The organism is Limnothrix sp. CMB-01, assembly GCF_055193175.1.
The window spans coordinates 2,480,001-2,493,072 of the sequence record NZ_CM143720.1; the positions used below are offsets into that span (position 1 = coordinate 2,480,001).

Genomic DNA, 13,072 nt, shown 5'->3' on the forward strand with positions numbered 1-13,072 from the left:
GGGCAAAGATCAAGCTGCTGAGGCCAATGGCTCCCCATGGGGGTAGGTAGCGAGTGAGGGAAGGAAGCAGGAAGCCGCGAAAGAGGGTTTCTTCAAACAGGGGAGCCGCGATCGAGGCGGTGAGAAAAAAGCAGGTGATGGCGACGGGGTCGCGGTTTTCGAGAACGATCGAGAGGATGGGATTGCTGCCCCCTTGTCCTTGCCAAATTTGCTGATTTGCCAGGGAAACAAGAATGACGATCGGGAGCGCCACACAGTAACCACCGATGCCCCAGGCCAGCCAGCGGCCATTTTGCCATTTGAACTGAAACCAGCCTTCCGGAAGAGGTAGATAGGATTTGACGGCGTAGCGCAGGGTTAGGACGCTCCCGGCGGCCATGAGTCCGTAACTGAAGAGGATGATGCCGGCTTGGGTTCCGCCCGTGAGGGCGCTGGGCTGAATGCCAAGCAGTTGCAGCCCGATCGAACGGATGAGGGGAACAACAATCTGTCCGATCGCAAAAAAGCCAAGGATGAACACTTCCCAGATGGTTTCACCCGTCCAAGGAACCGTCCATTGCACGGAGGCGAGGGACAGCAGTGAGTTAGATCCCTTCAGGAAGCGTTGCACCAGCAAGACGATCAGGCTAATGATGCCGCAGAGAAGGGCCAGGCCGGGGATGAGGTTAACGGCGGCCAGTTTCAACAGCAGGGACTCGGCTTGCAGGTTGGTTTCGGCGGCCAGGAGGCTGAGTTCAGCCGGTCGCTGTTGCAGACGGTACAGTCTGGCCAAGCTGGCATTGCGGAACCATCCCCCCAAAAATTGTCGAATGTTGTCTTCAATACCTTGGGCGATGGCGGGCGGTAGCGCTGGGGTGACTTGGTTGGTGATTTGGTTGCGATTTCCCCACAACAGAGCCAAATTTTCTCGAATTTCGTCAAAGTCGCTGAGGAAACTTTGGGGATCGATCGAGTCGGGCACGGAAGCTGAAAGGCGGGCAAGCTGCTGCCAAGTGGTCAATGCGGCGGCGGAATCTCCCAACCGGGCCTGAAGCAGGCCCAATCGTAGGTCTACGGCGGCCAGCTCGCGCAATTGTTGGGCTAGCCGATCGAAGTCAGAGTCTGGCCCCGCTGTGGCTAAGTCGCTGGCCTCAGAATTTGCCGATCGATTGTTCGCCGGGGTGGTTAATTCGCGGATGAATTTTTCTGCACTCAAGGCAGCTTTCTCGCGAAAGGCCTGATATTGCTGACGAGCATCGGCAAAGGTGCGATCACCCAACAGTTGCTGCCGCAGGACGGTGATCGGGTCGTCGGTTTCGGCCGGGCGATCGGGCGGTAAGTCCAGTTCTCCCGTGGCCCGCAACATCAGATTGGTTTGATATAGCTCCAGACGACTTTGGATCTGGGTTTGGGTAAAGCTGCCCACCAAGGACAACCCAGAAACCGACAAGGCCAACACGGTCAGCACCACTAAAACCAATCGCTTGAAATTTCCGCTTCCAGTTATTCCCGTCACAATGTTGCTGTCCACCGTTCAAATGCTGTTTTAAAGGCTAGCCAACTCGATCAATTCGACAAATTCGATGGCTTTGATCGCTCGATCGCCCGATCAAGACGATCCATGCAGAACCGCATCGCAAAATGTCATGGAATTTGGGAAATCATCAAAATTGTCCAGCCAAAGGTAATGAAACCCTTAACAGCTTACCTGGCCCTTACAAACTTATAAACCACGTTGCGGAAGCTAGTAATCCGATAAGTTCTGATAGATTCCGAAATCTTACTGAATTTATTTGTATCAGTTTTGTAATTTGTTAGGGTTTTTCGGAATTTCTTTAGCAATGCTCGATCGGGTGACTTGACAACTCTTTGGCCGGGGCGAGATTACCTAAATCTGCCTAACTCAGCCCTTTCATCCCTTCACCACTCAGCTATTTCCTACAGCGGTCGTTAGGATCAAACCAGCTTAGGTCAAAGGCTGGCACGGCGTGACCAGGGTGAGCGATCGAAACCCAAAACCAGCACTCAAAACCAGCACTGGTTCCTGCACAAGGTTATTCGATCAAAATCTTCAACCACAGCTTCCCAGTTCTTCCGTGCCATAGCACCTTTGCCTGCAACCTTCCTGGAGCAGCACCATGATTCGTTTGCTAGTTGGCATTCTTGTTTGGGTGATCAATGTTTTGTATAAAGATCGCCCCTATCCTCGGTTTTACGTGTTGGAAACCGTGGCCCGCGTTCCCTACTTTGCTTACATGTCCGTGTTGCACCTTTACGAAACCCTCGGTTGGTGGCGCAAGGCGGACTGGCTGAAGGTGCATTTTGCGGAATCTTGGAATGAATTGCACCACTTGCTGATCATGGAAGCCTTGGGAGGAAATCGGGTTTGGAGCGATCGCCTGATCGCCAAGTCTGCCGCCCTGGTTTACTACTGGATCATTGTGGGGGTGTATTTGGTGTCTCCCCAATCTGCCTACCATTTCATGGAACTGGTGGAAAAACACGCCTATGCGTCCTACAACAAGTTTTTGCATCAAGCGGAAGCCATGTTGAAAGCGGAACCTGCGCCGGAAATTGCCCAGCGCTACTACCGCGATGGAGATTTGTATCTGTTTGATGAGTTCCAAACGGCCCAAGTGCCCGAAAGTCGCCGCCCAATCATTGACAACCTCTACGATGTGTTTGTGGCCATCCGCGACGACGAAATGGAGCATGTGAAAACGATGGTGGCCTGTCAGCAGCCCCAGGATCAGGCTTGTCTGAGTCCCCATGAGGCGGGGAGTTTGGCTAGCAAGACCCCCGAGTCGCTGGAGGTGATCGCGCCGTCTTTGGAGATGACTCCCGATCGCCCGCAAATGGGTTAACCAACGGCGCAAACTATTGTGGGACTGGTGGGCCGGAAACCATAGCAATGACTGACCGCCACGGGTCGCCCTCGATCGCTCCTTAATGACCATCAACTTTTCCAGGCGGATCGGGTTTGCCCGGTTCGCCTGTATTCTGGACAGTCCCCCTGTTCTCTATCTGTGCTCCCGTTTTTGGGTGTTTGTCATGGCTATGCAAGGTGCAACACTTCCTAAAAATCGCGCCCTGGTGGCTCGCCACGCGGCCTTCACGGCCTTGGGGATGATTGAAGCGGGGGCCTATGCGGATGCGGCGCTCGATCGGGTCATGCGTCAGTATGGGGATTTGGACGGGCGCGATCGCCGGTTGGTGACGGAGTTGGTCTATGGCTGCACCCGACAGTTGCGGGCCTTGGACGGTTGGATCGATCGCCTGGCGACCCGTTCCGCCCAAGAACAGCCGCCGACCCTCCGCAATTTGTTGCGGTTGGGGTTATATCAGCTTATTTATCTTGATCGAATTCCAGATTCGGCCGCCGTGGACACCACCGTGGAGTTGGCCAAATTCTGCGGATTAAAGGGGCTAAGTGGGTTCGTCAATGGCTTGCTGCGGGGATATTTACGCCAAAAAGCCAAAAATCCGAACCCGCTGACCTCGGTGGCGGGTCTTGAGCCGGTGGAACGGTTGGCCCAAACCTACAGTTACCCAAACTGGATTGTGCAAACCTGGCTCGATCGCCTGGGGGAAGCGGAAACGGAACGGTTGTGCCAATGGTTTGACCAGCCCCCGACGATCGACTTGCGGGTGAATACCTTGGTGACCGATCGCGAAACGGTGATGGCGGCCCTAACGGCGGCCGGTGTGGCCGTCACCCCGATCGACCACCTGCCCAGTGCTCTGCGGTTAGCTGCCCAACGGGGCCACGGGGATGACCCTTTGGCAGAAACCATCGCCACCGAGCCAGATTCCCGATCAACCAATGGGCCGGACAATGGCCGGGCCTGGATCGCCACCCTTCCGGGCTATGGAGCCGGTTGGTGGACGGTGCAGGATGCCAGCGCCCAGTTAGTGGCTCTGTTGTTGGATCCGCAACCGGGCGAAACGGTGATTGATGCCTGTGCTGCGCCGGGCGGAAAAACAGCCCATATTGCGGCGCTAATGCAAGATCAGGGTCAGATTTGGGCAATCGATCGCGCTGGATCTCGCCTGCGGAAGGTGCAAGACACGGTGCGGCGGTTGGGATTGCGATCAATTCGGATGGTGGAAGCGGACAGCACCGGAGGCAAAGCACCCCTGGTCACCGCTGCCCGCAAGCGCGATCGGTCTCGATCGAAATCGGGCCCGATCAGCGGTTTAGAGGAAGTGCCCACCCAGTGCGATCGCCTCTTGCTTGATGTGCCCTGTTCTGGGTTGGGAACGTTGCATCGTCGGGCCGATGCCCGTTGGCGACAGACTCCAGAAACCGTGGCCCAGTTGGTGCAAATTCAGCGAGATTTACTCGATCGCGCCGATGCTTGGGTGCGGCCCGGCGGTGTAGCCGTTTATGCCACCTGCACCGTGCATGAGCCGGAAAATGGGGCGATTATTCGCGACTTTTTGCAACGCCATCCCCACTGGTCGATCGAACCGCCCACCCCTGACTCTCCCTTGGCTCCCTTTGTGACCGCCGCCGGTTGGCTGGAACTGTGGCCCCACCATTGGCAAATGGACGGCTTTTTCATGGTCAAACTCCGACGACAGCCATCAGATCCGTGAGCGTTGCGAGCGGCGACCACTATGTTTCAATGAATAGACGAGCAAAATTATGGTCGCCGAAATTACTCATTATTAATTTTTGATTATTAACGGCAATTGTTGCGTTTTAGGCGGGAATTTTAAGAATTGACTACTGACAAATTGACCGCAATTCCAGAGCCAGTCAGGGTCTGAGCCAAAATTGGGGTATCAGGGAGATCAGGGCAGGATCGAGCCGAGTGTAACGCTGTGAATCGATTTGTTGCATGACCTCGCGCAACAGCTATCGTCTTGTATCATTCCCTGCTGTTGGTGGCTATGGCGGTTATCTTATCAACATAAAGAAAACCTTAAGGAGGGTCTCTCATGAAACCTCTACTGATGCGGCAACTGTGGTCGGTGGTTGAATCGATCCAAACCAGCACCCTCTTGGCCTTGGATGATGACGGTCTGGTGAACTTTTTGGCCGATCGCCTCATGACCGGTTGCCCCGGAATTGATCGCAGCGATCGGGCCGAGCTGGATGGCTACCTGCAAGCCAAAGTTTCCCTAATTCGCGATTTGGCCAACGGGCGCTCAGTGGCTTAGGTGGCTGGCTCGATCGTGGCCCCTGAATCCATCACCAGGCACAGGCTCAAATCCAGCCACATGCTCAGCAATCGAACAGCCGAACAGTCGGCACAGCGATCGCTCAATGATCGCTTAATCAATCATTTCTAACCTGCCAGCGGATTGCTCAGAGCAGCGCTCAGAGTAGTCTGTGAATCTGGCGAAAACTGAGTTTGGCAGCAACTGGCAAAAACTTAATCTGGCTCAGCATTCACTTGGCTTAGCCGAATGGGATATGACGCAATCAAAATTCCCGACCAGCCGCCCATCAGCGAAATGCCCCAACGATGGACGGCTCAACCATGTGACTGCAAGCAAGCACCGGCACAAAGTTTGAGCGTGAGACTCTAAAGCCAAAAGCCAAAGCCAAAATCCAAAGCCAAAACCCAATTAGCAAAATCCAATTAGGGATATGACTGACTGGCGCTAGCCGTCTCGACGATCACGAGTTGGTGCTAGCAAGCTGGTGCTCGCGGGTGAATGAGGAAGAGTGGTCTGAGTGACCGTTTCAAAAAATGGGCGGTATAGGATTTGAACCTATGACAGCCTGCTTGTAAGGCAGGAGCTCTACCGCTGAGCTAACCGCCCCTAAGGGGTTTGAGTCGTTGTCAGGCGCTTCGACCGCTGACCGGATAACAATATACCAGAGATTTGGAATTTTGCTACGGTTTAGATCGCTGAGATTGCAAAATTGTCCTTTCTGATTGATTCTGTCTGGCTCCGATGGATGGTTTGCCATTGCCCGCTTTGCCCGCTGCGCCGTTGATTAACCCCGCGATCGAGATTGAATCGGAACCTGGGCCAACGGTGGATGATTCCGGGAACTCACCAACCCCGCCCCTGACTGCAAGGCCGGTGCTCTGTTTGGAGCACGATCGGTGGCAATTGTTGGCGGAGGCGATCGACCAAAATTTGGAACGTCAAACCACCTGGGTGCGACCGATCGTGCTGGCGGAATACGCCGATCAACTAGCCCGGGAAGCTAGCGATCGTCCCCAAACGATCTATTCGGAAGAATATGCTGTGGACTTGGTGTTGCCAAGTGCCCTGTTCCGGGCGGCATTCGATCTGGAACTGCTGAACTTGCTGGCCCTGAAGCCCCATTGCTTGCCCAACATTGAACCGGCGGCGGGCCGCATGGTTTTCCAAAAATTTGTGCGACTACTGTTCGCCCGCAAGCTCCCACCGATGCGGATCAGTGGGATCCCGGAAGTCCGTTGATTAACCCTCGCTGAGGTGTTGAACAAGGGGCGATCGGGCCCAAGGGTGCTGAGTCGTGCCGCAGCGATTTTCGATCAAGATCTCTGATCAAGGACTTTTTGGCTCAAAGACTTTGACCGAAGCTTGCGATCGGGAGCTGTGGACTAAGACCCCTGACTCAACTGAATTGACTGAATTGAAAGTCTATTTGATCGGAATCCGTGGGGCTGGATTGACTGGATCTCGATCGATTGGATCAGGCCAATCCGGCTGATCGGTTTGATCAGGGATTCGATCAAAAAGTTTTGATCAGGTAGTTGCCATGAAGCTTAAGAGGAGCTTAAGATTTAGGCATCAAGCTTTTGACTAAACGCTCGGAACCAGTTGGATGCGACCTTCATCCATCTCGCTCATGAGAAGTTCCAGCGCTTCATAATCCGCATCTGAAACATAACCCTGGCGGGTTAACTCATAATTGATCTCGTTCTCGATATCGGGAGTCAGTTGGCGGAGATAGAGGGCCTTTTCCACCAACCGCCGGATTGCATGGGTTGCTTTCACGGTCAGCTCCTGTTAATTACGAACAGTTGGCTATTGGTATTGTCGGTTGTTGGTGCGGGAGCTGATGCGATCGCGCCGCTTTTGTCTGCGTGATCTTTATCACCATCGCACGGATGCCCACTGACGATTGAAATTAGCCTATTCAACAAGCGACTTCCTTGGAATTGATCGCTGTGCCACTGTTTTGTCCGGATTGAGTTTGGCTGGATTTTGCCGAATTCGGAAGTTTGCTCGGTACGATCGAACTGAGTCCACTGGAGAATGCCTGTGACCGTTGCTGTAGACCAACTGATCACGACTGAGATTAATCGTCCTGCCCGCTACCTGGGGAACGAACTGGGGTCTGTCCACAAGCCCTGGGAGTCGGCCACGGTGCGTTGGGTGCTGACCTACCCGGAAATTTATGAGGTGGGCGCGTCGAACCTGGGCCATGTGATCCTCTACAACATCATCAACGCCCAGCCGCGCCAACTGTGCGATCGCGCCTATTTACCCGCCCAGGACTTGGCCGACAAGCTGCGAGCCAGCCAAACGCCCCTGTTTGCCGTTGAAAGTCGCCGCCCCCTGAGTGATTACGACATCTTGGGCTTTAGTCTCAGCTACGAGCTGGGGGCCACCAACATTCTGGAAATGTTGGCTTTGGCCGGGTTGCCCCTGACCTGGGCCGATCGAGCCGATCGCCCGATCGCTGACTGTCCCTTGATCTTTGCGGGCGGGCAAACGGCCACCTCCAACCCGGAACCCTACGCGGACTTTTTTGATTTTGTGGCCCTGGGTGATGGCGAAGAACTGTTGCCGGAAATTGGCCTCGTGATCCAAGAGGGCAAAGACGCGGGCCTCAGTCGCCAGGAAATCTTGCTGGACTTGGCCCAAGTGCCGGGGGTCTATGTGCCCCAGTTTTACGAGATGGCGGCCGATGGGTCAGTGCATCCTGCCCGGCCCGATGTGCCGGCCCGGGTGCTGCGGCGGGTAGCCACCCCCATGCCCCACTACTCGATCGGGCTGGTTCCCTATGTGGAAACGGTGCACGATCGCCTAACCGTAGAGATTCGCCGGGGCTGCACAAGGGGTTGTCGGTTTTGCCAACCGGGCATGTTGACCCGCCCGGCCCGCGACGTAGACCCCGAAGAAGTGATTGACGCGGTGGCCGACGGGATGCGAGCCACGGGCTTTAACGAGTTTTCGTTGCTGTCCCTCAGTTGCTCCGATTATTTGGCCCTGCCGGCCGTGGGACTGGAGATTAAAAACCGGCTCCAGGGCGAAAATATTACCCTGTCATTGCCCAGCCAACGGGTCGATCGCTTCGATCAAAACATCGCCAACATCCTCGGGGGCACGCGCCAAAGCAGCTTGACCTTTGCCCCGGAAGCGGGAACCCAGCGCCTGCGGGACATCATTAATAAGGGCTTGACCAATGAGGAACTGCTGCGGGGCGTGAAAACTGCCTGGGAACAGGGTTGGGACAAAATCAAGCTCTATTTCATGATTGGGCTGCCCGGGGAAACCGATGCGGATGTGTTGGGGATTGCGGAAACCGTCCGTTGGCTCCAGCGGGAATGTGGTGCACGCGGTCGCAAGCGGATTCAGTTCACCCTGACGATCTCCAACTTCACGCCCAAGCCCCACACGCCGTTCCAGTGGCATACGGTGTCTACGGCGGAGTTTTTGCGTAAACAAGATCTCTTACGCCAGGAATTTCGGACGATTCGCGGCCTAAAGGCGAATTTCACCGATGTGCGGATCTCGGCCATGGAAGATTTTGTGGGCCGGGGCGATCGCCGGTTGGGGCCGGTGGTGCGCCGGGCTTGGGAGTTGGGTGCGGGGATGGATTCCTGGTGGGAAAGCCTCGATCGGGCCTTTGGGGCTTGGCAACAGGCGATCGAGGAAGCCGGCCTGCATTGGAAATATCGCCAAGTGGAAGCGGGTGAGTGGAACGCCTTTGAAGAAGGAGAATCGGCCGCACCGGAGGCGATCGACCCGACCGCCCTGCTCGATCGCCCCTTGCCTTGGGATCACCTGGACAGCGGCGTGGACAAAAAATGGCTGAAAGAGGATCTGCAACGTGCCCTCGAAGCGGCCACAGTTCCCGACTGCTCCTTTGAGGGCTGTTCCCATTGCGGGGTTTGTGGCTATGACTTTGGCAATAACGTGGTAGTGCCGCCGCCTGTGATTCCGCAATTTCAGGGCCACTTCAAGCCCAACCAAACCCGGGCCCAACGGGTGCGGCTGCGGTTTGCCAAGCGGGGCGAAATGGCCCTGCTCAGTCATTTGGATTTGATGCGTCTGCTCGATCGCGCCGTGCGTCGGGCAGCAATTCCGGTGTCCTACACGGGCGGTTTCCATCCCTCGCCCCGGATTGTGCCGGCCCATGCCCTCTCCTTGGGCGTGACCAGTGAGGGAGAAATTCTCGATCTAGAACTCACGGATCTCTGGCCCCTGGCGCAGATCCAGGCCGCTTTGGCGGCCCAATTGCCGGTGGATTTGCCCCTGCTGGCGATCGAGGAAGTGCCCCTGAAAGATCCGGCGGCGAACCAACTGCTCGATCGCGCGGAATACGAAATCACCGTCACTGCCACCGATGGCGGGGCGATCGATTGGGCCGTTGCCTTGGCTGCGGTGCTCGATCGCCCCGAATGGCTCTGGGAAAAAACCACCAAATCCGGCAAAACCACCCAAGTGAACCTGCGCGATTGGCTGGATCAGGTGCAACTGATTGACCCCACCGAGCCACCCACGGGCGAATCCGCCACCCTGCGATTCCGGGGCCTCTGCCGCAACGATGGGCAACAACTGCGGCCCGAGCATCTGGTGTGGTTGCTGGAGCAAGCCACGGGCCAAGCCATCAGCTTGGTGCGATCGCACCGGTTGCAACTGCTGCTGGCGGCCACGGTGCGATCGGTTGCATCTCCCGAGTTGGCAATTGATTTGGCAATTAGCAACTAATTGATCGGGCAATGAATTGATCGGGTAACTGAGGCGTGGTTAGGTAGGCGTGGTTAGGTAGGCGTGGTTAGGTAGAGGCGATCGTCCATTGGTGGCTGCATTCCTGGGTTGCTGCTGCACGCTGTTACCGTGAACCGTGAACAAGCCTCGCAAATCATTGCAATTCGTAACAATTTGCGAGAAGAGTCGCATGATTCTAGTGAACCCCCCAGTTCTGTGCTAGCCACCTGCTACACTGGAGATGACTGCTAGGCAATTGTCCCGGTGCGCGACACCACCAAAGACAAAGCCTCAGCAGCCGATCGCCTTCAAAATCAATCGAGCCAGGCATTTACCCAGAACGCGCTTAGTGCCCGTCCTCGATCGAGCGCCTGTGCAGCAGCGAAAATATCCCGAGCCACCGCCAATCCTCAGGAATTGCCTCGGCGATTGAATGCCGCCCACGAATCTAACTCTTTGCGGGCAACCACACCTCAGAGCCAAACTTGCTCTCGATGATGTAGGAAACCCGCAAGATGCAGGGTTAAGCTCGTAACATCTGCTTTGGCCAATCCCTGTTAACAAGTCACCGGTTCCAGACTGAGTGAGAGTTGCTCAAGCTGTGCTGGATAGGGGGGTTTTAACAGGCCAACAAATCCAACGTGCTTTGATCGAATTGTGTCTGGATCAAGTTGTCGATCGCCATTCAGTCGCAACCCTTTTGGGTCAAGTCTCGATCAAAGCCCCATACCGGGGTCTTCTTGATTGATCGCGAGTTTGTTCGTTGGTTTGGCCCTGCGCAGTTTGCCTCAGTCTTGACTTCTGCTTCTGGGCAATTCCCCGGTCGAGGTGAATGTCTTCGGTATTTCTAGCTGCTCGATTGAACCGAGAAATCAATCGATGCTGTGCTGCTCCTTGATGGATGCAGCCGCACACCCTGTTTGCTTTTCTCGATCGAACCTGCATGAAGCGGTTGGTCAGCGAGCCTTCGATTAATTACTGTCTTATCCCCGGCGACGGTCGCCCCCTGCATCCTCTCGGCGGTGCAGTAGACCGCATGTGGCGATCGCCCGTGAATTCCCAGAGGAATCTGCATGCCCAAACAAATTATCATCGCCGAACAGCACCGCATTGCTGCCGTTTTTAGCGAAGATCGCGTTCAAGAATTGATCGTGGCCACCGGCAGTCACCAGGTGGGCGACATTTACCTCGGGGTGGTGGAGAACGTGCTGCCCGGCATTGACGCGGCCTTCGTCAACATTGGGGATTCCGAACGCAACGGGTTCATTCACGTTTCCGACTTGGGCCCGCTGCGGTTGCGCAAAACCGCTGGTTCGATTACTGAACTCCTCGCGCCGCAGCAAAAAGTCTTGGTGCAGGTGATGAAAGAACCGACGGGCAACAAGGGCCCTCGGTTAACCGGCAAAGTCAGTTTGCCCGGTCGCTATTTGGTGCTGATGCCCTTTGGGTCGGGGGTGAACCTGTCCCGGCGGATTGAGCGCGAGAACGAGCGCCACCGACTGCGGGCCTTGGCCATTTTGATCAAGCCAGCGGGGATGGGGCTGTTGGTGCGCACGGAGGCCGAGGGCGTGGCCGAAGAGGCGATCATGGAAGATCTTGAAGCCCTGCAACGCCGTTGGGAGTCGATTCAACAGGAGGCGGCTTCGACCCGTGCGCCGGCCCTGCTGGAACGGGACGACGACTTTATTCAGCGAGTGTTGCGCGAGGCCTATACCCAAGAAGTGAACCGAGTGGTGGTGGATTCCCACTCGGGCATGAAGCGGATTAAGCAGCAGGTGACCCTCTGGGCGGGCAGCAAAACCTTACCGGGCGTGTCGATCGACCATCACCGGGAGCGAGCGTCGATTCTGGAATATTTCCGGGTGAATGCGGCGATTCGCGAGGCCCTGAAGCCGCGTGTGGATTTGCCTTCCGGTGGCTACATCATCATTGAACCGACCGAAGCCCTGACGGTGATTGATGTGAACTCCGGTTCCTTCACCCGATCGGCCACGGCCCGCGAAACGGTGCTTTGGACGAACTGCGAGGCGGCCACGGAAATTGCCCGTCAGTTACGCCTGCGAAATTTGGCGGGGGTAATTGTGGTGGACTTCATTGATATGGAATCCCACCGCGATCGCCTGCAAGTGTTGGAACATTTCAGCAAGGCGCTGAAGTCCGACAAGGCCCGGCCCCAAATTGCCCAGCTTTCCGAGTTGGGCTTGGTGGAACTGACCCGGAAACGCCAGGGCCAAAACATCTATGAGTTGTTTGGCCGTGCTTGCCCCACCTGTGGCGGCCTGGGCATTTTGGCCCACCTGCCCGATGAGGCGGACGATGCGGAACCGGTGAGCCTGTTGCCCAATGTGGAAAGTGGCGATCGCCGCAGTATTCCGATGCTGCAAAAGAGTCGATCGAGTGTTGGCAGTCGGCGCTCGGTTTCCCGATCGCGCGAACTCCCCCCGGCCGCTGCGATCGCCAGCCTCCCCAGCTTGGAAGATCCCTTGCCTAACTTGCAGGATTTGGATCTGAGCAACCATCCCAACTATCAAGAGTCCCTGAATGGCAGCAACAGCCGCCGTCGCCGTCGCCGTCGCGGAGGGAACGATGAGCCGGTGAGTCGGCGTGGGGCGGCCAGTTTGCCGGTGGCGGCAGAACCCGAGGTGGATGAAGCACCGTTGGAGCCGCCCACGGTGGCCGCCGCCGCCCAACCCAGCCCCGCCCCCGCCGCCCAAGGCCGCAATGGCCGACCGGAACGGAGCCGAGGGCGTGGTGCTCGGACTGCGGAACCCCGGGAAGTGGTGGCCGTGACCATGACTTCGGAAGAGCAGGAAGTTTATGCCTGGATGGGGGTATCGCCGCTGCTGTTGAGCGATCGACAGCCGGAAAACCCGGAAAGCGCGATCGTCTCGGTGCTGTTACCGGGTCAAACGGCTCCGCCCGTTCCGGCTCCGCAACCGGTGGTGGACTCGATCGAGCCGGCCGAAGGGAATGACCCAGCCCCGATCGCGGCGGAACCGGTTCCCACGGAATCTCTGCCTTTGAATGTTTCCAATGGGAATGGGGCCGAGGAGCCGCCCAGTGGCTTGCCGGAAATCGTGTCCGTCACGCCCGGTGGGGATGCCAACGGCCGGCCGCGCCGCCGTCGTCGTCGATCGAGCACTCGCGCTTAGCCCCATGGGGAGTAAAGCGGTGCGGTCTAGGAATGGGGCGATCGTGACGG

Annotated in this window: 9 protein-coding genes and 1 tRNA gene (1 of these 10 running past the window's edge); 6 read left to right on the forward strand and 4 right to left on the reverse strand. The window is 56.7% G+C overall.

Annotation, left to right across the window (positions count from 1 at the left end; all coding sequences use genetic code 11):
* Positions 1 to 1,510, reverse strand: the 5' portion of a protein-coding gene (locus ACZA91_RS10495) for a lysostaphin resistance A-like protein (protein ID WP_463182295.1). 161 nt of this gene lie to the left of the window's left edge; the window shows 1,510 of its 1,671 coding nt (coding positions 1-1,510); its start codon is at positions 1,508 to 1,510; its stop codon lies off the left edge, out of view.
* Between the two features lie 607 nt (positions 1,511 to 2,117).
* Here ACZA91_RS10495 and ACZA91_RS10500 point away from each other — a divergent pair.
* The 3 genes from ACZA91_RS10500 (at position 2,118) to ACZA91_RS10510 (ending at position 5,145) form a co-directional block, all read left to right on the forward strand.
* Positions 2,118 to 2,843, forward strand: a complete 726-nt coding sequence (locus ACZA91_RS10500; protein WP_463182296.1) for an alternative oxidase — start codon at positions 2,118 to 2,120, stop codon at positions 2,841 to 2,843.
* Positions 2,844 to 3,030: 187 nt separating this feature from the next.
* Positions 3,031 to 4,578 carry a 16S rRNA (cytosine(967)-C(5))-methyltransferase RsmB gene (rsmB, locus tag ACZA91_RS10505; protein ID WP_242030976.1) on the forward strand — a complete coding sequence of 516 codons (1,548 nt, stop codon included), beginning with the start codon at positions 3,031 to 3,033 and terminating at the stop codon, positions 4,576 to 4,578.
* A 345-nt stretch (positions 4,579 to 4,923) separates the two neighbouring features.
* Complete coding sequence (locus ACZA91_RS10510; RefSeq protein WP_099534867.1) at positions 4,924 to 5,145, forward strand: hypothetical protein; 222 nt, start codon at positions 4,924 to 4,926, stop codon at positions 5,143 to 5,145.
* Here the strand turns inward: ACZA91_RS10510 and ACZA91_RS10515 are convergent.
* Both ACZA91_RS10515 and ACZA91_RS10520 read right to left on the reverse strand, forming a co-directional pair.
* Positions 5,142 to 5,267: a hypothetical protein gene (locus tag ACZA91_RS10515; protein ID WP_255407563.1), complete on the reverse strand. Its 126-nt coding sequence runs from the start codon at positions 5,265 to 5,267 to the stop codon at positions 5,142 to 5,144. The two genes, ACZA91_RS10510 and ACZA91_RS10515, sit on opposite strands and share 4 nt — an antisense overlap.
* Before the next feature lie 415 nt (positions 5,268 to 5,682).
* A tRNA-Val gene (locus ACZA91_RS10520) sits at positions 5,683 to 5,754 on the reverse strand.
* A 135-nt stretch (positions 5,755 to 5,889) separates the two neighbouring features.
* On the opposite strand from ACZA91_RS10520, the gene ACZA91_RS10525 reads away from it, so the two are divergent.
* Positions 5,890 to 6,387 carry a hypothetical protein gene (locus ACZA91_RS10525; protein ID WP_190535204.1) on the forward strand — a complete coding sequence of 166 codons (498 nt, stop codon included), beginning with the start codon at positions 5,890 to 5,892 and terminating at the stop codon, positions 6,385 to 6,387.
* A 345-nt stretch (positions 6,388 to 6,732) separates the two neighbouring features.
* Here ACZA91_RS10525 and ACZA91_RS10530 read toward each other — a convergent pair whose 3' ends face one another.
* Positions 6,733 to 6,927 (reverse strand): hypothetical protein, encoded by a 195-nt coding sequence (locus ACZA91_RS10530; RefSeq protein WP_099534869.1) that lies wholly within the window; start codon positions 6,925 to 6,927, stop codon positions 6,733 to 6,735.
* A 267-nt stretch (positions 6,928 to 7,194) separates the two neighbouring features.
* Here ACZA91_RS10530 and ACZA91_RS10535 point away from each other — a divergent pair, with 267 nt between their 5' ends.
* Entirely contained in the window at positions 7,195 to 9,870 is a 2,676-nt protein-coding gene (locus tag ACZA91_RS10535; protein WP_463182297.1) for a TIGR03960 family B12-binding radical SAM protein, read from the forward strand.
* Between the two features lie 1,073 nt (positions 9,871 to 10,943).
* Positions 10,944 to 13,022: a ribonuclease E gene (gene rne / locus ACZA91_RS10540; RefSeq protein WP_463182298.1), complete on the forward strand. Its 2,079-nt coding sequence runs from the start codon at positions 10,944 to 10,946 to the stop codon at positions 13,020 to 13,022.
* Positions 13,023 to 13,072: the final 50 nt, after the last annotated feature.